Raw genomic sequence first — 23419 nt, 5'->3', positions numbered from 1 at the left:
AAATGATTAAACACCAGTATGGAAAAAAGTATTTTTTACTTTATCCATGCTGGTGAAATTTTATATAATTTATAAACTTTATTTCTGTAACGACAGAAAAATATTTGCGTTGTAAATGAAAGTATAGTGTATTTAAATTAAAAAAAATAATTTTATAGTATAAAATTCTCATTCATATCTTATTGACAATAAATTTTTTCTTGTTAAAAGAATAATAGCTCTCATAGAAATTATTTTTAAGGTCAGAAAATTTAAAGGGAATATATTGACGACTTCCTAGAGAGACATACATTAATGTTTACAAGCGGATTAGTTAAATATTTATCCTGAAAATTATCAGCTATTTTATGAGGTGGGAAGCATGTATTTTGAGGTGTTTCAAGGAGTTCACAATCAATGGTACTGGCGTTTAATCTCAGGAGATGCACAAAAAATTGCTTTTTCTAGTAAAGGTTATCCAACAAAACAAGATATCCTAATTAATATTGAGCAAATAAAAGAAATTACACATAAGGCTCTTATTAGAGAACTGCAGTCCTAACATTCTTTACCATTAAAACAAGCGTTTATTTTGTATAATGGTATGGTAGTTACTTTTGTGACAAATGAAAAGTGATTGATTTGCCCTCAATGAGAGGAAGTTTTTGTATTATTTCTGACACTCACAAAGAACATTCATATTCTTACAGATTATATGTTTATTTTCAATCATACTCAAATCTCTATAGCCTTTATCAAAAAGAAAATCTCTTAAGTTTTGTATTTTTCATAAAAAATAAACGCACATGAAGAGAAGATAAATCATCAATGAGAAATATATTTACTCTACAAGATATTAATATCTTTTACGTTCATATTCCTCTTCTGTATCTGATAATCATAACTGACTTACCCATTTCATCTTCATAAAAAGCAAATATCTCTTTCTTTCTATTATCATGCAATTTTTTATACCTATTAGCTGAAACTATCGTAGCATTTATACCTTACATCTAAAAAGAACGTGCAAAACTGTTTCCAGCAATAATATAAAATTGCTGGATTGTATAGACGCGCTTTTTAATAACTAGCCTACCTATAAACTGGTTTATCATCATAAACTCTTATTTTATGATTAACGACGCTCTGTCTTATAAACTTAAATGTTGTCATAAAATCAGAGTAAACTTGAATATTCTCTTCCAATACAATCTCTCCATCAGCACCATAATTGGCTTCATTAAAGTTTATCTCTCTCGTCATTCCAATCTTCCTAACACATTTCCAAACCCTTTAATGCAAAATATGAATACAATCACTCTTTATCATCTTCAGATTTAAGCATTTTTTTATATTTCTTTTCATTTTTTTCATATTGCTTAATTTGTTTTTTCAGTTTTTCAATTGCTTGGTCGCGTCTTTTAATCACCATACTTTGCTCTCTAATAGCCCTATCTCGTTCTTCAGTCATCTTCATAGTATCTCTTAAAAACTCATGCTTTATTCTTCTAGATTCCTCTTTTAAAATTTTCACTTGACTGCGATAATATAAAGAAAATCGAAATATAACCCCGCTGCACAACAAAACAACAATCATTGCTCCCAATAAAATTTCGTTTACACTCATTTGGATCTCCCTTAATTGTCGCTCAAGTGATCATCTTGACCAATTTGTTTCATCCTCAATCAAAAAAAAATGCAATAAATCGCATGTTCCAAGTGTGAACAATCACTCTCGGCGTTCTTATTTTCTCCATTAAAGCATTGATAAATGACGCAAACAAATCTCTGAAAGAGTCTAAATCTACACTCACACCAATTATTTGCGACACATTTATTGACACAAAATACAAAAAATAAGGAACGTCAAATAAAACTAACGACGCAATCCAATCATACAAGCCTTGCCCAAATCGTTCCTATCTTCCTTTTTACGCCATGTGGAATGCGGCTATATATGAAAGTTTTTCATTATTACAAAAATCTTCAGTGTCACAAAGCACAGCATTTCTGTAAAATTTTGCCTTCCCACAAATCTTTACATCATCACAAACTAAAGCATCATTATAAACTCGAGCCTTTCTAAAATCACGAGTATCACCACAAAATTCAATACATTGAGCATTCAAAACTTGATCAAAAAAGACCGCATTAGCATAAACATATGCATCTCCACTCATATTCAAATAACGATAAAGTTCTTATTTTTCATAAACATGCGAACTCTTACGAACCACTAAACAACCATATGTTAATGCATTGTTATCAATAACAACATCATTATAAACACAGACTTCATTATAAACCGCAGCATCATAAAAACACATTCATCCCCATAAGGGCATTGATCGAATGTACAATTCTACCAAACAACCACCTTTGTGGATCAGATTACCTTCCTGTTTAATAAAATATCCAAGATCACTTTTTTGATATTTCCCATTTTTTTTTACGCATATATACGATATACCATCTGATAGTGATCTAATTTATTACAATAAAGAAGAAATCAGTATTCTTTGTCTATGCAATTTACATTTTTTCTACAGCCATTATCCTATCTCTTAAGGCTCTAAAGCTTCGTTATATTCACACACTACCTCAACGCAGAATTTTTTTTACAAATTCTGATGTTGGGGTATATCTTGATTTATAATGCTGCTACGTATACTATCATAGTGAAATCTCATAAACATACGAGTGTGTATCGCCCTTTCTGGTATACACATTTACTTTTTCACAACCGTGGAACTAAGCAACCATTTTTATTGATTCGAATCTGAAAGTGTATGGGGACATTTTGTTATTAGTTAAAAACAACTCTATATGCTTCCTTAGCGAAGAGCTACACATGGATATTTTCACGCTCCTTGTATCATATATTCTGGATTCGCAACGCAATATTAACGCTATAGCGTAAATATGTAAAGGTCTAAAAATGACAAAGACTGAAAAAGATTGGTTCCAACGCTTAGTTGAATTGATAAAAAGTGACGGACGAACAATGATTGAAATAAGCAGAGCTGCAGGCTGTGGACAAAATTACGTCCAACAAATGATAAATGGAGGCAAGAGACCTTCTGTAGATAAACTCATGGCTATTTTGAATACACTGGGAAATGCTAGTGCCATATATGTAATAACTGGTTTCAATATCTCCGATGAAGACTTAAAACTCATAACTTTGATTTCGTCTGGAGATAAAAAGAAGATTGAAGCCTTAAATGTTCTGTTGAATGAGCAGAATCTGTAGCATTTTCTACTTTATCCAATATCGCTTGCTTTTGAGACGTCGATAAAGACTCCCATTTCACAATAATATCAGATAAAGTTGTTTCAAATTTTTTATCATTCTTCATAGTCATACTCCATGTAGTCACACTATATAACGCTAAAGCGTTCAAAATATATCTCATACCTTAGAAAAAAATATTTGCAATAGGCAGTATGGAAGCAATTGTGTACAAACTTATTTTAAAAAATCAGATGAAGTTCTATTAGTCATGTACCATAGTGAAACAGAAAGCATCACACGATCCAGACCTTCTTATGAAAATTGGTATAATCTATCAAAAACGCGAATAATGTTACGCAGATCTTGCGATTCGGACCAATAAAAACTAATGTGAAAATATCCCTGAAGACACTCCTGAACTCTATATAAGAGAACACGAAAAAGCTTTTTTGAAAAAAATACATCACAATTTATTCTACATAGCACCATCTATGTTTTTTTAACAATATTGCAAAGCAAGAATATAACAATGTTATAGGAATAAATTCTTATAAACAGAGCCACACTACCTAAAACTCTGTAACACATTTACAGGTAACCTCTCCTCTAAACGCACCTTGTAAATACTAATATAAGTCTCTATCATAAGCAAAAATGATACTATTAAAAAATAAAACGAATCATCACGCACAATCTTTGTACGTAAATTTTATACAGATTTACAACAAGAGAAAAATTCCCTTATGCAAATGAAGAATTATATTTTCAAAGTATGACTTTGAAGAAGAAGTATACTTTTCCAAAAAAACACCCTCCCTGCCAATAATTTTTCATAAGAGAAAAAACTCATAATAAAGATAAAACTCTCTATACGATCAATCCGAGAAAAATGTTAGCAATACAAAAAAGTGCTAGGGTTACCGCAATATTGCCAATTCCTTATCAGAGTAAAATCAAAAAAGACATCTGCTCTTCAATAATAATTCGGATCACATGAAAACTCTATAATTTAAACATTAAGCAAAAAATACACAAAAACAGAAAATGGTATTTTAACAAATTTTCCGATATCATAGAAAACATTTCTTACAGAATAATAAAATGCTTATTACAATAGAATCTGGATGATGCAAAGCGATAGAAACAATCACTCAATTGACTTTTCAAAGAACAATTAATAAAATTCTTTTCAGAAAACACGCTACCGTCACTATGAACAATATTTCTCAAGACATTAAATAGAATTCCTTTCTTGGGAAAAAGAAAATATCAACAAATGTTATCATCGTTGCCCCCATGATACATATGAATGCCCATAGATCACATTCTCTTATACACTAACCTTTCATCACAATGATGCTATTCGAACGTCTAAAAGACATTAACATCACTTAGAAAAAAGCAAATTTACACTAAATGTTTTTTGAGCCATTTGTTCTGAACAGGTACAATCTTTAAAATTGGTTTTATTGAGGTCTGTTTATTTGCAGAACAAGTATAAATAAACTTATCCAATGAAGCTTTTAGCCTTCTATTTTATGAAGAACACCATATAGAAAAAGTACAAAACAGTATATGAATTAAGAAAGTAAATAGCGACCCATATCAGTTAATCCAAATGCTAAAAGGTTGCAAATGAGAGAACTTCTTTGATGAGACTAAGAAAACATACCATCATATTAAAGCGACTGAGAGAAAAAACTGCAACAAACAACGACCAAAAGCTTCTAAAACAAACAGGAAAATAAATAAAAAACGAAAAAGGTAGAATCTCAAAACTTTTATATAAACGATCCATTTTTCTATTGTACATTTCCCTATTGGTGGGCCCGGAGGGACTCGAACCCCCAACCAAGCGGTTATGAGCCGCTGGCTCTAACCAATTGAGCTACAGGCCCCACATAGGTTGTTTCTCTCTAAACTAAAATGCCCTATGATACAAGAGCTGACAAAGATTATAACCCATCTTTTTCTCTTTTCTATTGGTTTTTTTTCAGTGCTCTAATTTCTTTACAAAAACTCTTAAAAATGAGAGAATAATTAACTGACAAATATAAAGGTATAGATATGATAGAAAAGAAAATTCAACCACTGAAGAGTTCTCTGGTTAAAACAGTTATATTAGCATTTACACTCTTAACCACATCGTTGACTGTACGTGCTTATGCTGAAGAGAATAAAATGAAAAATGCAACGATTACAGTGACAGCAATCGGAGAAAGTCAAGCAGCACCGGATATGGCCATTATTAATCTAGCCGTTGTTACCTATGACAAAACTGCCCAAAAGGCATTAGATTCCAATAATCAATCCATCAATGATATTATAAACGCTTTTAAAAACAATGGCATCCAAGCAAATGATTTGCAAACATCAGGCTTATCCATTTATCAGTCGACCTCTGATAAACACCACGAAAAAAAGAATAATGAAAAACTCTATCATGTTTCAAATTCTTTAACGGTGCGCATTCGTGATCTTACCAATGCTGGTAAAATCTTTGATCAAGCGATGACACTAGGTGTTAATTCAGTTAACGGCATTACTTTTACCAACGCAGATACAAAGCCATTTTATCAAGAAGCACGTAAAAAAGCCATTACTGAAGCCATTGAAAAAGCGCAAACGATAGCGCAAGCAGCCGATTTAAAATTAGGAAAAATTATTGAAATCAATGAAAAGGATGATTACTATCACCCAACACCACGTCTCATGAGTAGAGCAGCAGATGTAAGCTACGCAAATACAAATTTTGCAGGTGGTGAATTAAATTATAACGTGAGCGTCACTGTAGTCTTTGCGATCGATTAAGTCACAAACAAGTTGTATAAAAAATCATATTACTGGCCTTCACGTAGAAGACCAGTAATGTGATAAAGATAATCTTCCTCAGATAATAATTCGTCTTCGTAAATCTCTATTTGTCCGCGTGCAGAAATACGCGCTGTATGTACCGTCTGACAATCTCCTGATACCAATGGATGCCACCAATGAAGATCTTTTCCCTCATAAATTAATCTATAAGCACAACTTTCTGGAAGCCAACGCGCTGTTTTAACTGTCGTAATATCTAGCGATATACAATCTGGTACAATTGATTTACGATGAGCATAATCTCGACACCTGCAGGTTTCCCCATCTAAAAGACGACAAGCAATACTGGTTGCATAAAGGTCACCCGTATCATCGTCCTCAACTTTATGGAGACAACAACAGCCACAGCCATCACAAAGGCTCTCCCACTCAGAAATGGAAATCTCTTCTAATTTTTTTACTTTCCAAAAGGGAAGTTCTCCACTCATAAACTCAGACACACCTTTTTTAATTAAGACGATCTATAAAAAATGAAACGTTTAATTTCTATAATTTTATCTATTTCTGTCTCTTAAAAAGATTTAACTCAATGTATACTTTAAACCATGTTCTTAAAAGCTATCTGAATAAAAAGAGAATATTCAAAAATAGCGCATATAAATGAACATAACCTATTGAAACATCTCTTTGTAAACTTAACGAAGAATAAAATGCGTCACCTAAAATGATAGAAAAATTCCGCAAAGAATATACATTTTTCATCAAAAAGTCCGTATGTTGCAATATAAGTTTATTCCTAATAGATCTCATTTCTTAAAAACGAGCCGCGCTATACGCAAGGTAATGTTTTTATCGTTCATTTCTTGAAAGCCCCCCTACTCTCTACTCCATAACCACCCTTTGCCCTATATCTATTCTTCTGAGACAGAGAAGTATAAAGCCCCAAAGCTAAGAAAAACATTAAACATCGAAAACTTTCTAGATTGTTCAAATTCTTCCTATGTTTTTCTCAAGAAAGCATCCAAGTACAACGTGACGCACCTCCCCCTTCATTAAGAAGGAGGAAGTTATTAAAATGCACACGAATTCCTTTATTTAAGAATCGAGAAAACTGCGCAATTTTCGTGAACGGCTAGGATGTTTCAATTTACGAAGTGCCTTTGCTTCAATTTGACGAATACGCTCTCTTGTAACTGAGAACTGCTGTCCCACTTCTTCCAATGTATGATCGGTATTCATCCCTATTCCAAAACGCATCCGCAAAACACGTTCTTCTCGTGGTGTTAATGAAGCAAGAACGCGTGTTGTCGTATCTCGCAGATTAGCTTGGATAGCTGCATCAATTGGTAATAACGCATTCCTATCCTCAATAAAATCACCCAAATGGGAATCATCTTCATCACCAACAGGCGTTTCGAGAGAAATAGGTTCTTTTGCAATTTTAAGAACTTTTCGTACTTTTTCTAACGGCATAGAAAGCTTGCTAGATAATTCTTCTGGTGTTGGTTCTCGTCCAATTTCATGGAGAATCTGACGCGAGGTCCGAACAATTTTATTAATTGTTTCAATCATATGAACAGGAATACGAATTGTACGTGCCTGATCAGCAATTGAACGTGTAATAGCTTGACGAATCCACCATGTTGCATAAGTTGAAAATTTGTAGCCGCGCCGATATTCAAACTTATCCACAGCCTTCATCAAACCGATATTGCCCTCTTGAATAAGATCAAGAAACTGCAAACCACGATTGGTGTATTTTTTTGCAATTGAAATGACAAGACGCAAATTAGATTCTACCATCTCTTTTTTTGCAATTGTTGATTCGCGTTCACCTTTCTGCACCTGCATAACAATCCGACGAAATTCACCAATCGAAATAGCCGTTTCTTGCGCAAGATTTTGTATCTCACTTCGCAGTTTTTGGATTTCTTTTGCTTCACGCACCGAAAACTCTTTCCAACCAGGTGTAGGCAAAGAAGCAATATAATTCATCCAATCTGCGTCCAATTCACGCCCTTGGTATTCTTTTAAAAAATCCTCATGGCCAATGCCATAGCTATTGGCAATCCGTTTCAGCTTACCTTCATTATGAATCAATCTCTTATTAATGTCATAAAGCTGTTCAACCAAAGCTTCGATACGATTTTGGTTTAAAGAAAGAGATTTTACCGCTTGAATCAACTCACCCTTTAATTGAATATATTTCTTCTTCTGAGAAGATGTAAGGGCCCCCTCTTTACGCTCTGCCAAACTGCTTTCAACATGCTGATCTTGTAATTTTCGTAATTTTACATAGGTTTGAGCAATAAAGTCCAATGTTTCCATAACTTGAGGACAAAGTTCATTTTCCATTGCAGCAAGCGATAAGTTAACATCGTCCTCGTCCTCTTCATCATCGTCTTCAATGTTTCTCTCTCCTGCGCTCTCCCCCATATTACGTATACCAGAAGACATTTTTTCTTCTACGGTCTTATCAACTTCACTTTGCTCAATAACAGGAGCCTGCTTTGCTTCTGGACCAGCATAAGTCGTTTCAAGATCAATAATTTCACGAAGAAGAATACGCTGCTCTTTTAACTCGTCACGCCAGATAATAAGAGCCTGAAAAGTCAAAGGACTCTCACAAAGTCCTGCAATCATTGTCTCACGCCCTGCTTCAATACGCTTAGCAATGGCAATTTCGCCTTCCCGCGAAAGAAGCTCAACAGCTCCCATCTCACGCAAATACATACGCACCGGATCATCCGTACGATCTGTTACTTCGCGTTTATTCGTTGTCGTTGCAATTGCGTGGCTAGAGGCTTCTACTAAATCACCCCCCTCTACCGTAACTTCTTCTTCATAATTTTCAGACTCGACTTCATCCTCATCATCCACAACATTAACCCCCATCTCAGAGAACATCGCCAAGATATCTTCAATTTGTTCGGATGTAACCTCGTCAGAAGGAAGAACTGCATTGAGTTCATCCATTGTTACGTAACCATTTTTTTTGGCAAGTTTAATCATTTTCTTGATGGCATCATCAGAAAAATCAAGAAGAGGACTATCCAAACTCGCTTGGTTTGTTACTTCTGCATTATCTTTCTGTTTAACCTTTGTTGCCATACCATAACTCCACTCGATCACTTCACAGTTTCCATGTAACCATAGTTTCCATGTGACCAGTTTTTTTGTTCTCACTAAAATCTACCAATAGTTACTCATATATACTTCCTGTTAAGAGATTACCATTGGAAAGAATACATTTTGTATACGCCCTGACATCCAGACAAACTTGACATCCAGACAAAAACGCGGGAAAACTCCAGAAGTTTCCCCGACACCTCTCAGCCCTTCTGAGATAATCTCTGCACCCTATCGTAAGAACCAATTTCCCGCTTTTCCTAAAATTTACCCGCTTTTCCTAAAATTTAATTGTCATCTTTATAAAAATGTCACTCCACATAAACTTCCTCATCTAAAATTTAAGTGACTGATTCGCATTAAAAAAGCGAATCATTTTATCGTATCTTGTGTATTCCCGTCTATTTTTTCATCCAACCAACTTCCAAATCCTTCAATTAACGCTTCTGTTGCCTGCATCTGCTCCAGCTCATTTTTTACCTCACGAAGCAGATCAAAAACCTCACTCTTAGGATTTTCTACAAGTTGCTCTTCAATATCCTGTAACCTCTTATGTAGGTGGTGTTCTTGAAGATGCAAGTAGACAGCTTGTTTTAATATAGCACGCGCATCTTCTATAGGGGCTCCACCAAGAATAATACGCATACCAATATTTTGCACAAGATGTTTCATACGCTCTAACAGAGCCTTTTGCCCTCTTTTTTCTAAGAACGCAACCATCGTCTCTTTATCATGAAGCTGTTGGTCCCCAAGAATTTCCAACATAGCTTGGTGAAAAATTATCAATTGAGTATTTTTTAATTCTAACTCAGAAAGAATTTCAAAATTTTCATACCACAACTCAGGATAGTAAGCTAAAGTGAGTAAAATCACTGCTTCACGCAAAGGGATAGATTGCGAAGAATTTCGTACTATTTCAGAATTTGCTAACAGAGAAAAGGTTTGATCTTTAAAGGTCCTATTTGGTGAAGATTGACCATATCGCCCTTCCCCCTTTTGTTTTGAAAAAGAGGGACGAAAAAAATCAAAAAGGCGTTTTTTTACATCTTGCAAATAATAACGACGGACATCTTCATCCTTAATCGTAAAAATTTGTTGTTTTAGTTGTTTTTCTAGCGCTGCTCGTGCCTCTGGAATTTCAAAATGCTTTCCATAGGTAGCACGCCACCATAAAAGCTCACTCAAAGGAATAGCTTTTTGCAAAAAAGAAGAAAAAAGCTGTGCTCCACCAGCACAAACAATTTCATCAGGATCTTTCCCTTGTGGCAACAAAACAAAGCGTACACAAACCCCAGCCTTTAAAAGAGGCAACACACGATCAGCAACACGAAAAGCAGCTTTTAAACCAGCATCATCACCATCAAAACACAAAATAGGTTCCTTCCCCATCTGCCATAAAAGCTCAATTTGCGCTTCCGTTAATGCTGTCCCTAAGGGTGCTACAACTCCTTCAAAACCAGCTTTAGTCAATGCAATGACATCCATATACCCCTCAACAACAAGGAGTGAATGAATTTTTTCATCGCCAACAAAGCGACTATTTTTGCGAGCTGCTGCCGCGTTATAAAGTATATTTCCTTTATGAAACAGCACTGTTTCAGGGCTATTGAGATATTTTGCTCGTGTCTCTTTCTCTAATGCACGCCCTCCGAAAGCCACCACACGTCCACGCAAATCTTCGATAGGAAACATAATGCGATTTCTAAATCGGTCATAAGAATCCGCGCTCTCCTCATGCACTGAGAGAAGCCCACATTCTTCCATTTGCTTTATTGAAATGCCCCGTGTACCTAGAGCTTCTTTCAAAGCTGTACGCCTTACCGGTGCAAAACCAATGCGGAAACGCTCTACAAGCTCTGGTGTAACACCACGTGCATCCAGATAACGACGTGCTTGCGTACCTCCTTTATCGCGTAAATTATATTGAAAAAAATCTGTAGCAATTTTCATCACATCATAAAGGTCAGCTTTTTCCAGTTGACGTTTATGACTTTGTGAATCCAAAATAGGGAGTTTCATTCCCGCAAAATCAGCCAAACGCTCTACACTTTCTGAAAAGTGCAATCCATCAAGCTCACACAAAAAGGTAAAAATATCTCCACTTACACCACAACCAAAACAATAATAGCGCCCTTTATGATCATCACAATGAAAACTTGGCGTTTTTTCACCATGAAATGGACAACAACACCAAAAGTCTCCCCGTGAAGGCTTACTTTTTCGAGGATCAAAATCCACCCGTTGACCAATCACTGTTGAAATTGGGAGTCTCGTACGCAGTTCATTAAGGAAATCGGGCGGAAAACGCATTATCTCTCACAGAGTTTGAAAATTCTTTTTTGCATATTTAACGACTTTAGAGCATAATTCCAATACTTCCTCTTAAGCAGTTGTAAAATTTTAAATCCTCAACTGCATATATTTTTAGAAATGGAGAATAAAAAGTGATCGAATTTATTGCTCAATATCCGTGGTTAGAGGCTATTTCTTGGCTTGTTATTCTTACTATAGCTGCCCTTTTAGTGAACTTTCTAGGACGAAAATTACTTATTCACGGAGCAAAAAAACTCTCTTCTTTTCTCCCCAAAAATACAACGATCGATATTAATAATGCTATTCAATACATAGCGGATATCATTTCAGCTTTTATTCTTTCAATTGGTGTTAATTTTATCTCAACATTGCCCGATGCATTTAGCACTGTCATCAGTAATGTTGCCAACGCCTTCATTATCTTCTTTGTCGTCCTGACAATTTCTTCCTGTCTCAATGTCATTAACATCCTTTACGAACAACGACCAACAGCACGACTAAAACCAATAAAAGGTTATATTCAAATTGCTAAAATTGCACTTTTTGCTGTTGCAACAATTTTAATGGTCGCTACATTGATTGACCGTTCCCCTCTTATTCTCTTCTCTGGTCTTGGTGCAATGGCCGCGGTTCTCATGTTAATTTTTCAAGATACGCTTCTTTCTCTCGTTGCCGGTATTCAAATTTCATCTACTGATATGGTTCGTGTTGGGGATTGGATTGAAATCCCCAATCTCGGTGCCGATGGTGATGTTATTGAAATTGCCTTGCATACTGTTAAAGTTCAAAATTTCGACAACACCATCACCTCAGTTCCTATCCGTAAACTTGTGACCGACCCTTTTAAAAATTGGCGTGGAATGCAAGAATCGGGTGGCAGACGCATCAAACGCTCTCTTTTTATTGATCAATCAAGTATCCATTTTCTCACAAAAGAAGAACAAAAATATCTTTCCCGATTTAATTTATTAGAAAATTATTTCACACAAAAAGTAGCAGAAATTGATCAATGGAATGCTCAATTAGATAAAAATCATGATGTCTTAGCCAATACGCGCCGTTTAACCAACATTGGAACTTTTCGTGCTTATGTTTTTGCTTATCTACAACAGCATCTAAACATCAACCCTAATATGACCTATATGGCACGACAATTACCTCCTACAGAAAATGGTTTACCCTTAGAAATCTATTGCTTTACGAACACCACCGTTTGGATCGACTATGAACAAATTCAAGGCGATATCTTTGATCACCTTTATTCCATTCTGCCCTGTTTCGGTCTAAAGGTTTTTCAAAATCCAAGCGGTTATGATTTTAATCAAGTATTAAAAGCAAAAGTGAAATAAAAACAATAAACTTCAATTTATTAATTTGAGGCAACCACATTCACAACAACAAAGAAAGAATAAAGTATCATGAATGGTTCATTGGTACTCCTTCATCTTGCCGGCGCTATTTCTTTACTTCTTTGGGCCACACGCATGGTGCGCACAGGAGTTGAACGCGCTTATGGTGACAGACTTAAATATAAAATGTGCCACGTCGTTTCAAAACCATTGTTTGCCGTAAGTTTTGGACTTTTTACAGCAATGATTTTACAAAGCTCTACAGCAATAACACTCCTCGTTGGCTCTTTCGTTGAATCTGGTTTTGTCTCTGGAGTAGCAGGACTTATGGCTGTACGTGGAGGAGAATTAGGATCAGCAATCGTTGTAAAAATTCTCACCTATGACCTCACTCTTGTTGTACCCTTGTGTCTTTTAATTGGCACTTGTATCTTCATGACAACAGAAAAACGTGAATGGCGTCAAATAGGACGTATTGTCATCGGTATTGGTCTTTTGATTTTATCTTTAGAGATGATAAGTACCGCGACAGAACCTTTACGTGAAAGCGAAATTTTACCTAGCATCATTCGTTATCTTTCAACCGATCCTATTTCCACTTTTTTGTTGGCTGCTGGCTTAACCTACCTCTTACATTCATCCATTGCAGGAATCATTTTGCTGGTCAATTTTGCCAACTACGATCTTATCCATACGCAACTCTGTGTTGTCATGGTTCTTGGTGTCAACTTTGGCTCTTCTCTTATAGCACCACTTTTAACGCGCAACGCCTCTCCTAATACCCGCCTCGTTCCCTTAGGAAATTTACTCATGCGTGGGGCAGGGTCAATCCTTATACTTATCTTATTTCTCTCCTTTCACCCTCCCATCACATGGCTTGGCAATAACGCCCCTACTCAAGTGATCAACGCCCATATCATTTTTAATGTTTTCATTCTCCTTGCTGGAATACCTCTTTCAAAATGGGTTTTAAAATTAACCACTCAGATCGTGAATATAAGTGCAAAAAAAATGCAAGCCGACAAAACGCTCAATTTATCCGATCAAACAGCTCTTGATGACAGTGTTCTTGATCGCCCAACTCTCGCCCTCTCGAATGTCATGCGTGAAGTCATTCATATTTGTGATCTTGTAGACATCATGCTAGAAAAAATTATGGGACTTTATGAAAAGCCTGATCCCAATATTATTCGTGAACTCAACCAACTCAACACCATATTGGACAAAAAACATATCGCCATCAAACTTTATCTTGCCCGATTAGCGGGACAAAAATTATCTGACGAAGAAGCTCTTCAAACGCAAGAACTTCTAGGCGCCTGTATAAAATTAGACCAAGCAGGCGATATCATTATTCATAATATGTTGATGCTGGTTAAAAAGAAACAACAAAAAGGTTTACAGTTCAGCAGCGAGGGCTGGAGTGACCTCCTTCGTTTCCACGCCATTGTACTAGCCAACGCGCATATAGCATTTAACGTTCTCGTCTCACGTGATACACACACTGCACACCTATTGGTACAAAAAAAAGATCAGCTACGAAACTTAGAAAAAGAGATGAGTTTAAAACATTTTAAACGTCTGCGTGAAGGGGATCTCAAAAATGTAGAATCATCCAGTCTTCATCTCGACACTGTACGCGACCTTAAACAAATCAACTCTCTTTTGACCTCAATGATCTACCCCATTTTAGAAGAACAGGGACTTCTTCAAAGTTCTCGTCTACGCAACCCTGCTGAAGAACAAGCAGAAAAAACTTAAACTTTTCAAATAACTTGAATAAAACACACATCACATCGATTATTCAATTTTGAATATGGTCAAGATATTGATCTAATCAATAATATCTTATTATTCGACAATTTAAATGAGCTTTCTTCATCGTAAGTTTCTTTCATTTAAAATCTATTCATGATGATTTGCTCAAAGTCATTTGCTTGCACATTACAAACAAAGCAGCATGTAGAATAGAACTCTTGAAGAAAGATGTAAAAATGCCTAACCATCTCAAAGCCAAGACTGTTAAACACATAAAGAGTAGGTCAAGAGTATGATAGTTCCAACCTAAACCCGCCTTGTAAAAAGGGAACCGCTTCACAGTAGCAGCGAAACAGAAATACTCTATAAGAAATACAAAACCCCACAAAAATGCAACATTTATATCAAGATTGGTAGAGGTTCAACCTATACAGCCATGCTATAACGTATCAACGAAACAGTTTTCATTTCAAACATCATTGATATCAATTGGCAAGCTCCAAACTTTTAAATATCCATTTTACTTATTGCTTTAATCACAATTGTTTTTTTAATTTAAGAGAGAGATTTAAAAAGCTTATAAATACACTTTATGAGTTCTTAGAACATTTCTACTAATATTTTCTTCTTTTATTCATATTTATCAATTAATTAATTTATTTATAAATTAAAATATGTTGTATATTTATACTTATTAAGTATTATTATGATATAAATGTGAATATTATTTTTATATAAAGGAAAGTAATAAGTAAAATATCTAAAAGAAATATCCTTTCCACTGGTTAAAAAAGGAATAAACCTTGATTTTTACAAAGTTTACTCTAGTTACAATTTAAATTCAGGCAAAGGAGGGTATCATGGAAAATGCAAACATCGGTTGGATTGCTGCTATTATTATCGGCGGGATTGCAGGTTGGGCAGCACAGTATATTATGAAAAGCCAAACAGGAATATTGTTAAATATTATCTTAGGGATTATTGGCGCTGCACTAGCAAGCTTTCTTTTTAGTCTTTTAGGTGTAAGTTTTGCTGGTTGGCTTGGCTATCTTATTTCAGGTTTTATAGGAGCCTGTATTCTTATATGGATAGGACAAAAAATTCGATCATAGAGTATTTATTTTTTACACCTTTTGGGATTCAATACAAAACTAGGAAACAACGAGCAGAGTTTAAAATATTCCCCTGTAACTTGTTGTTACCAATTTTGATATGATGGTGAGATGCTTAAGCTGTGATTTTAGGCATACACCATCACCGTATTATAAAACCAAATGCAGTAAAGAACTTTATAACGCACCATTTCATACCTATATAAACTTACGCATATCAGAGGAGAGATATGTTGCGTTATTTTAACAAAATACGAACTGATTTTTGTACCACGTGCGCAAATCCAGCATATCTCACTGTAATAACAATTCATAAGGTTACAAAAATCACTAACGATGATTAAAGATTTTACCGTATAATGCTTAACACCTATACACTCTATCAACAATACCCTTTTTACCGAAAAACTCGAAGCGCTTTTTTACATTCTTAAGAAATAAAGAGAGACGGCAAGAATAAAATGATAAATATTTTTTTCTAATCTATAAAATAAAATAGTATCTAAAATAAATATAAAAATTAAATTATAATGTGTTTTTTTAATTTATTTTTAATAATAAAAATATATAAGTAAAAATTAATAATATTAATGCAAGTTTATTATAAAATTAATACACATTATGTGATGTAATATTTCAAAATTTTAATAATATAATATATTTTAGAGTTTGCAAAAATATATGCATTAATATAAACTTCTTTATTATAAAGAATACGATCTCCTTTACATCTCAATTCAAAAGATTTGAATATCTCTTCACTTTCTAAAGTATAAAATAAAGTTTTGTTCCTCTTAAAATTTCCTCTTTATATCATCTTGCATAGATGAATTTTTAGCTCTTCTTTATATGCGTTACAAACGAATTTTAAAGCACGAAACATTTTTCCCATTGCTCTCATGCGATAAAGAAATTTCCGTAATGCATTGTGAAAGCGCTTTGAACAAAACATAATACTTTATTTTGCTTTTTAAAATGAAAAAATCCTATAATATATACTTCCTGCATATCTTCTTTTAAAGACCTTTGCTTTCGATTTTCCCTTTGATATCTTCCTGTTAAAATCTTGCTGCTTTTATACTCCTTGTATTACAATAGAGCTATCTATTTAACCCAACATAACATATGGAATAAGACTTTAGCTGTGGAGTAAAGCGATGTCTGATCTTGAAGATTCCATCTTACCACCTCTAAAGTGGTTTTCTGATCAAAATCCTCCAATACCAGAAAATGTTCGCGATTGGCTCATGGAATCGGGCTCAATGACGCTTCGATTAAAGAAATATTGTACCTGCCTCCAAGTTCAACCACAACGCGAATGTTTTATTACGCGAGATAAATTAACAGAAGAAGCAGAGCATCTCCCCGAAAATGCGCGTTATTGGCTACGCGAAGTCATATTAATGGGAGATAATAAACCTTGGCTCCTTGGACGCACTGTAATTCCACAAGAAACCCTCCTACACAATCAAGCCTTGATGCATTTGGGAACTATACCTTTAGGACATTATTTATTTAACAATGACAAATTAACCCGCGATTACATTCATATTGGTCAACAAGGTGCGCTATGGGCACGCCGTTCCCGTTTGCGGTTAACGGGTAAGCCATTGTTGCTAACTGAACTATTTTTAACAGATTCACCACTGTATCCCCACAAATAGAGGTTACTCATTTTATTCTGCATAACTTATAGATTTCATATAGCTTATAAGGGATTTAATCAAAGAAAAGAATTTCAAAATCATCTCAAGAACACATTACAAACAAAGACTTCTTTTCAAAAGATCTTTTTATTTCATAAACTCAGCTTAAAAATGTCTCCCCTAGAAAAAACGTTTTCAAGTTCTGATTTTCTTATCATTAAAATCAGCACTTGAATTAAAAAGATACACACCATATTGGTAAAACCATCTACGTTTAAATTTTTTGCTGAATAATCACTACTCTAAAATACGGTAACTCTTTATCAAACAAATGCTTTGAAACAGCAAAAAAACAATAATACACTCCCCAAAATTGGAAATCTGTATCAATTAGCTTAATCATTCTGTTTTAAAATTTTTAACAGTGCTGACAATAGATCTTTTTAAAAAAGTAAAAACTCTATAATCTTTTTGTTTTTTAATGGTCTAACAGCTTTGAAGAACAGAAAATATAATACATAAAAGATATTTCATTGCTCTATAAGAGCCGAAAAAGTTTAGTTGATATCAAAAAGTTATTTTTTTGATAATAGTATGTATGTACAAGATAAATGACATTTATCAACATCCTACTGACTTACAAAAGCGACGCACAATAAAAAATATTTTCCAATCCCCTTGAATTAACAAGATCTATTGCAATTTCTTACGAAGACTATTGCACACTTTAGAAAAATTCATTTGCCCCGCATACCGTTCCTTAAGCCATGCCATCACCTTACCGATATCGCGTAATTTTTCTGCCTTTGTTTGTGCCAAAGCTTCACAAAGAACCTGTTCTACTTCCATCTCCTTAAGTTGATAGGGAAGAAATTCACGAATAACTTCTATTTCTGCTTGTCCTCTCTCTGCCAATTCCAAGCAACCAGACTCTTTATAGGCTCGCATCAATTCTTCACGCTGTTGAAGCATTTTAGTGAAAACAGACTGTATCTGCTGATCATCCACTTCTAGCTTCCCTTCATCATAATAAAGAATATCACGATCCCTAACTGCAGCATTCATTAAACGAAGTGTAGCAAGACGCGCACTATCTTGCGCTTTCAAAGCAGCCCTAAGAGCCCCATCAATCTGGTTACGCAACATAAATTTATCCAATTTTTGTTCAAGAAGAAGATGCCTTTTAACCAATCTTTATCCATCTTGCAATGGAGAATAAAAAAATAATTAAGGACTCGATCTTCGAAAAGCTAAAACAAGACTTTACCTCTTCATGGAATGTACTTATACTGCCTATTTCAAGCGAAACGTTACCAGAATAATATACACAGCATCTGTTAAAGGTATGATTTTTGTGTAAAGTTGATCATTATACCTTTCAGAGAATAAGCCATCATACCTTTAGAATAAATTGTGGATACATACTATGATACAAGCGACTTCACCCAGCTACCCTTGGAGTATCAAAAAACCTACAGCCCTCTTAGTCTTAGCAGATGGAACCGTTATTAAAGGCAAAGGAGCAGGTGCTACAGGTATCGCTGAAGCTGAAGTGTGTTTTAACACCGCCATCACAGGCTATGAAGAAATCCTCACCGACCCGTCATACACACAACAAATCGTTAATTTTACTTTTCCTCATATAGGAAATGTAGGGGCAAATAGCGAAGATATTGAAGATCTCTCTCCTCTCAATTGTCATGGTGCTGTTGGCGCTATTTTCAAGGCAGACATTACACATCCCTCAAATTATCGATCCAATGAAAATCTTAATCAATGGCTTAAAACGCGTAAAATTATTGCACTTTGTGGTATTGATACACGTGCACTCACAATTCTTATTCGTGAAAAAGGTGCACAAAATGCTGTCATTGCACATGATGCTAATGGAAATTTTGATATTCCTTCTTTAAAGAAACGTGCGCAAAAATGGCAAGGTCTTGTCAATCTTGACCTTACGAAAGATGTGACATCTCAATCATCAATGCAATGGGATGAAAAACCATGGAGTTGGAATAAAGGATACGGTACAAACAATGTGCACAATCTTCATATCATTGCAATTGACTACGGTATTAAACGTAATATTCTTCGCCTTATGGCAACACAAAAAGCCCGCATTACTGTTGTGCCTGCCCACACAACTGCAAAAGAAATTCTGGCAATGAACCCTGATGGCGTTTTTCTTTCTAATGGACCAGGAGACCCCGCAGCTACGGCTCAATATGCCATTCCAACAATCAAAACATTAATTGATCATAATTTACCAATTTTTGGAATATGTCTTGGTCATCAACTTCTCGCTCTTACGGTTGGTGCAAAGACCGTGAAAATGCACCAAGGACATCATGGTGCCAACCACCCAGTTAAAGACCTTAACACTGGAAAAGTTGAGATTGTATCGATGAATCACGGTTTTGCCGTAGATTCTTCCTCTTTACCACAACATGTTCAAGAAACACATATTTCTCTCTTTGATGGCTCAAACTGTGGTATTCGAATCATTGGAAAACCTGTTTTTTCTGTTCAATATCACCCTGAAGCTTCTCCGGGACCACAAGATAGCCACTACCTCTTTCAGCATTTTAGTGATCTCATTATGAATTATAAAAAAATATCTTAAAATAAAAAGCCTCACCTTTTAGCTTCTCTCCTTTAAATTATATCATCTTCCTACGCACAATTATATTATTTTTATACCTACAACTTATTGAATAAATATTCTTATTGATCATTCTGAAACTAAAAAGAGCGCTCTGAATAGCTTAAATTTTTCTCATTCCTCTCCTCTTAAGGTCGTATCCATCAAAATCATTGGCTTCTCCCCCCAAGCAAGATAAGTGGGTCGATAAAAACCATTTTTAAAAAGAGTAAAGTGCCTAATATTCAAATAAGCATTTGATTCACAATATAATTTTAAGCATTCTATTGTGCATGAGAAACATAATCCCTCCTAAAGAATAAAAAAATTAAAGTGTAAGACAGTGCAACAAATCTCTACTTTTTAAAAGATATTGCCGTAGATGGTTTTGAAAACTGTAAAGTCGAATAAAAAAGTAATCGCAAAACAGAAAACATCTTTTCAATTTTACAACTTTATATTCTTCCAAAATGAGGTTTTCTTCGATTCCAGAAATGATGCCAACAAATATAAGCAATATTTTACTTCCAATTTGCCATATAAAATTTGGAATTGTTCATACAATACTGATACATCTAACTCAGATACGTTTTAATCTTTTTTTTCAATATGCTGCTACATTAGCACTGGATATTAATTTGCAAGCAATAGAAAAAATACAGTCTCCCCTATACAAACAATATCACAAAATAAAAAAATTATTTTCACTAAATGAGAAGGATATATCGATATTCTATACAACACTTTGTGAAACAAATATCACAAAAAACTTTCTGCCTATAAAATGATACATTTTGTTTATCTTGTGCATTCTCTAGCAAAATAGTACGTACCAGCCCCTCTCAACAAATTAACGTACCCGCAAGACAAAAATAACTGTCGCAACAACAAGAAGAAAAAAGCCTCCAACAAAAGGAGCTCCAGAAAAATAAAACAGTGCATTTTTATCTGTAAAACATTCAAAAAGAAACACATAAAAAACAGAACCAAATGTTAAACTCAACGAAATAACAGATGTCATCGCTCCTTGCAGTTCTCCTTGTACATTTGTCGGTACCTGCGCTGAAGCAATAGCACGTATAGGTGCATGAACAAGATACTCAAGCATAGTACACACACAAACCATATAAACCATCCACCCCTGCGTCGCAAATGTATAACCCAGCATAGCAACAGAGGCAAACAAAAGCCCTACTATAACAATATGCCAATCACTCCATCGTTTAGAAAAATAAGGCAAAATGAGAGCGACTACAATAAATTGGCCTATCCCAAAAACACTATAGGAGAGTCCAATAGAAAAAGAACTCCAATCATAGCGTTCTTTTGCAATGAAAGCCCAAATGCTTAACCATACAGATTCCGCAAACCAATAAAGAAAAAAGACCAATAACACCCAAAGAACCATCGGGTATTGTTTCAGATGCCAAAAAGCACCTAAGGGATTTGCCCGCTTAATATCAAAAAAGCGCCTATTCCATAAAGAAAGGGTTTCTGGAAGCATAACCCAAGAAAAAATAAAATTAATGAGTGAAACACCAACAGCAAAATAAAACGGAATACGCGGACCAAACTGACCTAAAAAACCACCAATAAACGATCCTAAAATAACCCCCAATGCGGATGCAATGCCTAACAGACCAAAATTGCGTGTACGGGTTTTATCATCAGATATATCCGCAAGATAAGCTGTACAAGTTGCAAAACTAGCGCCACTTATCCCTGACAAAAGACGCCCGATAAATAACATAGAATAGCTCCATGCTATAGCACATATGAGATTATCAAGAGCAAAGCAAATAATAGAGAGAAGCAAAATAGGACGACGACCATAACGATCAGAGAGATTGCCAATAACAGGAGCAAACAAAAACTGCATCACTGAATAAGCTGCAAGTAATTTTCCTCTTTCTACAAAAGATGTACTGACCTCTTTTCCAGTTAATTGAGAAAAATATTCAGGCAAAACAGGACAAATGATCGCAATACAAAGAATATCTAACAATAAAGTGATGAACACTAAAATGAGCCCACGCTGAACAAATTTCGGATTGAGCATTTGGTCTTGCATAACATACACACTATTTTACGCATACAATGACTCCCCCGCTCTCTTTTAACTCCCTTTTCCTTTTAAAAGTATTCTATGCTGTATAATTTTCATATATAAAATAATAACAAATTAAAAATTACAAAAAGAGTCAAGATAAAAATATAAAATTATTTTTTACTTGATATATCATTATCAAAATATAAAAAATATATTTTATATTAATTGAAAAAAATACTTATGAGAATAAATCATTAACAATTCCTCGTAAGACATAGAATATCAAAATAATTTTATAATACATTATTACAACTTATCATACTGCTAATTTTTAAAACATCAACTCTATTAGATAAATCAATGCCATATAATAATTTAAATATTTAATAATCATCGTAAAATATATTAATACTGTAAAAACTGATTATATTTATTGAATCAATCAATATTATATGTTATTACTACATTAAAATCTAATAAGCATGAGAAAACAGTTCTTTTAGTACGTGTTGTCCGTGAATTGTTAAATTTAAAAATGGTGTGTAAAATGCAAAAAATATCCCTATTAATTCTCACTTTAATGCTAGTGATAGGACGTGATGTCCAAAATTCTTATTCACAAGAGGGGGGGATAGAAAATAAAATAGAAACACAACAAACAACCAGCGTAGAGCTAGATCCCTATACTTTAAATAAATTAAATGCTCTTCTCAAAAAGCGTTCAGAAATAAATGATCACGAAAAAGGAGCCGTGATTGACTTTCTTTCTGAAGCTTTTTTAGGAACACCTTACAAAGCTAATATGTTACATGGCTCAGAAAATACACCAGAAAAACTGATTATTGATTTTAGAAGCTTAGATAACTTCACTTGTATGGATTATGTTGAAGCATTGCGCAAATCAACATCCCAAACAGAATTCATAAATAACGTCATAAAAACGCGTTATATTAACGGTAATGTTGATTTTTTAAATCGGAAACATTTTTTTACGGATTGGGCTTATCGAGAATATAAACTCGCCACTGATATTACCGCTGAAATAAGTCCCCATGCGGTAAAAATAGAAAAATATCTCAACAAAAAAGCTGATGGTGAAAGCTATCTTCCTGGACTTCCAGTTGTGAAACGCACAATAACGTATATTCCAAGTAACTTTATTAATGAAGAGGTTATAAGCCGTTTAAAATCAGGGGATTTCATTGGTATTTATGCAAAACTTGCTGGATTGGATGTAACACATGTGAGTTTCTTTATCATGACAGATAAAGGGCCGATGTTACGACATGCTCCTTCACACAAAGAAAATGAAAAAGTCGTCGATACCCCTTTTATGGATTATGTTGCAAAAACACCAGGAATCGTCGTTTTAAGAGCCCTTGAATAACATCAT

19 protein-coding genes and 1 tRNA gene are annotated in these 23419 nt (G+C 34.6%); 9 read left to right on the top strand and 11 right to left on the bottom strand.

The genetic code is table 11. The annotated features are described in order from the left end of the window. Positions 1–361: 361 nt before the first annotated feature. Positions 362–541 carry a DUF1508 domain-containing protein gene (locus tag ACFINI_RS05060; protein ID WP_142416545.1) on the top strand — a complete coding sequence of 60 codons (180 nt, stop codon included), beginning with the start codon at positions 362–364 and terminating at the stop codon, positions 539–541. 530 nt (positions 542–1071) lie between these two features. Here ACFINI_RS05060 and ACFINI_RS05055 read toward each other — a convergent pair. The 4 genes from ACFINI_RS05055 to ACFINI_RS05040 all read right to left on the bottom strand — a co-directional run bounded on the left by ACFINI_RS05055 (position 1072) and on the right by ACFINI_RS05040 (position 2306). Next, complete coding sequence (locus ACFINI_RS05055; RefSeq protein WP_375611978.1) at positions 1072–1242, bottom strand: hypothetical protein; 171 nt, start codon at positions 1240–1242, stop codon at positions 1072–1074. A gap of 52 nt (positions 1243–1294) precedes the next feature. Further along, positions 1295–1606, bottom strand: coding sequence for a hypothetical protein (locus ACFINI_RS05050; protein ID WP_375611977.1), 312 nt, complete (start codon positions 1604–1606; stop codon positions 1295–1297). 304 nt (positions 1607–1910) lie between these two features. Next, positions 1911–2165 (bottom strand): hypothetical protein, encoded by a 255-nt coding sequence (locus ACFINI_RS05045; RefSeq protein WP_375646452.1) that lies wholly within the window; start codon positions 2163–2165, stop codon positions 1911–1913. 15 nt (positions 2166–2180) lie between these two features. After that, on the bottom strand, positions 2181–2306 hold the full coding sequence (locus ACFINI_RS05040; protein WP_375611975.1) for a hypothetical protein: 126 nt from the start codon (positions 2304–2306) through the stop codon (positions 2181–2183). A gap of 611 nt (positions 2307–2917) precedes the next feature. Between ACFINI_RS05040 and ACFINI_RS05035 the strand changes: the two genes are divergently transcribed. Next, positions 2918–3232, top strand: coding sequence for a helix-turn-helix domain-containing protein (locus ACFINI_RS05035; RefSeq protein ID WP_007347852.1), 315 nt, complete (start codon positions 2918–2920; stop codon positions 3230–3232). On the opposite strand, the gene ACFINI_RS05030 is transcribed toward ACFINI_RS05035, so the two are convergent. Both ACFINI_RS05030 and ACFINI_RS05025 read right to left on the bottom strand, forming a co-directional pair. Then, on the bottom strand, positions 3156–3338 hold the full coding sequence (locus ACFINI_RS05030; RefSeq protein WP_375611974.1) for a hypothetical protein: 183 nt from the start codon (positions 3336–3338) through the stop codon (positions 3156–3158). The genes ACFINI_RS05035 and ACFINI_RS05030 overlap by 77 nt on opposite strands. 1697 nt (positions 3339–5035) lie before the next feature. Further along, positions 5036–5112: transfer RNA gene (locus ACFINI_RS05025), tRNA-Ile, on the bottom strand. Between the two features lie 169 nt (positions 5113–5281). On the opposite strand from ACFINI_RS05025, the gene ACFINI_RS05020 reads away from it, so the two are divergent. Then, positions 5282–6025 (top strand): SIMPL domain-containing protein, encoded by a 744-nt coding sequence (locus ACFINI_RS05020; protein ID WP_375646447.1) that lies wholly within the window; start codon positions 5282–5284, stop codon positions 6023–6025. A 29-nt stretch (positions 6026–6054) separates the two neighbouring features. Here ACFINI_RS05020 and ACFINI_RS05015 read toward each other — a convergent pair whose 3' ends face one another. From ACFINI_RS05015 to dnaG, 3 genes are all read right to left on the bottom strand, one after another. Next, positions 6055–6516 (bottom strand): YcgN family cysteine cluster protein, encoded by a 462-nt coding sequence (locus ACFINI_RS05015; protein WP_375646443.1) that lies wholly within the window; start codon positions 6514–6516, stop codon positions 6055–6057. 607 nt (positions 6517–7123) lie between these two features. After that, positions 7124–9139 carry an RNA polymerase sigma factor RpoD gene (rpoD, locus tag ACFINI_RS05010; RefSeq protein ID WP_375646439.1) on the bottom strand — a complete coding sequence of 672 codons (2016 nt, stop codon included), beginning with the start codon at positions 9137–9139 and terminating at the stop codon, positions 7124–7126. 390 nt (positions 9140–9529) lie between these two features. After that, the gene (gene dnaG / locus ACFINI_RS05005; protein WP_375646435.1) at positions 9530–11467 is read right to left on the bottom strand and encodes a DNA primase; all 1938 of its coding nucleotides are present in this window, start codon (positions 11465–11467) and stop codon (positions 9530–9532) included. Between the two features lie 134 nt (positions 11468–11601). Between dnaG and ACFINI_RS05000 the strand changes: the two genes are divergently transcribed. The 4 genes from ACFINI_RS05000 to ubiC all read left to right on the top strand — a co-directional run bounded on the left by ACFINI_RS05000 (position 11602) and on the right by ubiC (position 17353). Next, positions 11602–12819, top strand: coding sequence for a mechanosensitive ion channel family protein (locus ACFINI_RS05000; RefSeq protein ID WP_375632320.1), 1218 nt, complete (start codon positions 11602–11604; stop codon positions 12817–12819). Positions 12820–12888: 69 nt separating this feature from the next. Next, positions 12889–14580 carry a Na/Pi cotransporter family protein gene (locus ACFINI_RS04995; protein ID WP_375611968.1) on the top strand — a complete coding sequence of 564 codons (1692 nt, stop codon included), beginning with the start codon at positions 12889–12891 and terminating at the stop codon, positions 14578–14580. Positions 14581–15437: 857 nt separating this feature from the next. Continuing rightward, positions 15438–15689 (top strand): GlsB/YeaQ/YmgE family stress response membrane protein, encoded by a 252-nt coding sequence (locus ACFINI_RS04990; protein ID WP_375611967.1) that lies wholly within the window; start codon positions 15438–15440, stop codon positions 15687–15689. A 1157-nt stretch (positions 15690–16846) separates the two neighbouring features. Continuing rightward, entirely contained in the window at positions 16847–17353 is a 507-nt protein-coding gene (gene ubiC / locus ACFINI_RS04985; RefSeq protein WP_375646432.1) for a chorismate lyase, read from the top strand. Between the two features lie 675 nt (positions 17354–18028). On the opposite strand, the gene ACFINI_RS04980 is transcribed toward ubiC, so the two are convergent. Further along, on the bottom strand, positions 18029–18526 hold the full coding sequence (locus tag ACFINI_RS04980; RefSeq protein ID WP_375646430.1) for a GatB/YqeY domain-containing protein: 498 nt from the start codon (positions 18524–18526) through the stop codon (positions 18029–18031). A gap of 235 nt (positions 18527–18761) precedes the next feature. On the opposite strand from ACFINI_RS04980, the gene carA reads away from it, so the two are divergent. Beyond that, a complete protein-coding gene (carA, locus tag ACFINI_RS04975) occupies positions 18762–19958 on the top strand; it encodes a glutamine-hydrolyzing carbamoyl-phosphate synthase small subunit (protein ID WP_375646426.1) in 1197 nt (398 codons plus the stop codon). An 868-nt stretch (positions 19959–20826) separates the two neighbouring features. Here the strand turns inward: carA and ACFINI_RS04970 are convergent. Continuing rightward, the gene (locus ACFINI_RS04970) at positions 20827–22047 is read right to left on the bottom strand and encodes an MFS transporter (protein ID WP_375629975.1); all 1221 of its coding nucleotides are present in this window, start codon (positions 22045–22047) and stop codon (positions 20827–20829) included. A gap of 526 nt (positions 22048–22573) precedes the next feature. Here ACFINI_RS04970 and ACFINI_RS04965 point away from each other — a divergent pair. Then, positions 22574–23413 (top strand): DUF1460 domain-containing protein, encoded by an 840-nt coding sequence (locus ACFINI_RS04965; protein ID WP_375611962.1) that lies wholly within the window; start codon positions 22574–22576, stop codon positions 23411–23413. Positions 23414–23419 lie beyond the last annotated feature (6 nt).

This window comes from Bartonella sp. AA56HLJMS (assembly GCF_042197145.1).
In the GTDB taxonomy this organism is placed as follows: domain Bacteria; phylum Pseudomonadota; class Alphaproteobacteria; order Rhizobiales; family Rhizobiaceae; genus Bartonella.
Note: the sequence above shows the minus strand (reverse complement) of the source record. Positions and strands in the feature narration are given on the sequence as shown.

What these genes read in the sequence shown, in the direction of transcription:
- ACFINI_RS05040 (WP_375611975.1), bottom strand. Translation starts at nt 2,306, where the DNA reads ATGTGTTTTTATGATGCTGCGGTTTATAATGAAGTCTGTGTTTATAAT.
- dnaG (WP_375646435.1), bottom strand. Translation starts at nt 11,467, where the DNA reads ATGCGTTTTCCGCCCGATTTCCTTAATGAACTGCGTACGAGACTCCCA.
- ACFINI_RS04990 (WP_375611967.1), top strand. Translation starts at nt 15,438, where the DNA reads ATGGAAAATGCAAACATCGGTTGGATTGCTGCTATTATTATCGGCGGG.
- ACFINI_RS05030 (WP_375611974.1), bottom strand. Translation starts at nt 3,338, where the DNA reads ATGAAGAATGATAAAAAATTTGAAACAACTTTATCTGATATTATTGTG.
- ACFINI_RS05060 (WP_142416545.1), top strand. Translation starts at nt 362, where the DNA reads ATGTATTTTGAGGTGTTTCAAGGAGTTCACAATCAATGGTACTGGCGT.
- ACFINI_RS04965 (WP_375611962.1), top strand. Translation starts at nt 22,574, where the DNA reads ATGCAAAAAATATCCCTATTAATTCTCACTTTAATGCTAGTGATAGGA.
- ACFINI_RS05015 (WP_375646443.1), bottom strand. Translation starts at nt 6,516, where the DNA reads ATGAGTGGAGAACTTCCCTTTTGGAAAGTAAAAAAATTAGAAGAGATT.
- ACFINI_RS04995 (WP_375611968.1), top strand. Translation starts at nt 12,889, where the DNA reads ATGAATGGTTCATTGGTACTCCTTCATCTTGCCGGCGCTATTTCTTTA.
- carA (WP_375646426.1), top strand. Translation starts at nt 18,762, where the DNA reads ATGATACAAGCGACTTCACCCAGCTACCCTTGGAGTATCAAAAAACCT.
- ACFINI_RS05055 (WP_375611978.1), bottom strand. Translation starts at nt 1,242, where the DNA reads ATGACGAGAGAGATAAACTTTAATGAAGCCAATTATGGTGCTGATGGA.
- ACFINI_RS04970 (WP_375629975.1), bottom strand. Translation starts at nt 22,047, where the DNA reads ATGCAAGACCAAATGCTCAATCCGAAATTTGTTCAGCGTGGGCTCATT.
- ubiC (WP_375646432.1), top strand. Translation starts at nt 16,847, where the DNA reads ATGTCTGATCTTGAAGATTCCATCTTACCACCTCTAAAGTGGTTTTCT.
- rpoD (WP_375646439.1), bottom strand. Translation starts at nt 9,139, where the DNA reads ATGGCAACAAAGGTTAAACAGAAAGATAATGCAGAAGTAACAAACCAA.
- ACFINI_RS05035 (WP_007347852.1), top strand. Translation starts at nt 2,918, where the DNA reads ATGACAAAGACTGAAAAAGATTGGTTCCAACGCTTAGTTGAATTGATA.
- ACFINI_RS05050 (WP_375611977.1), bottom strand. Translation starts at nt 1,606, where the DNA reads ATGAGTGTAAACGAAATTTTATTGGGAGCAATGATTGTTGTTTTGTTG.
- ACFINI_RS05020 (WP_375646447.1), top strand. Translation starts at nt 5,282, where the DNA reads ATGATAGAAAAGAAAATTCAACCACTGAAGAGTTCTCTGGTTAAAACA.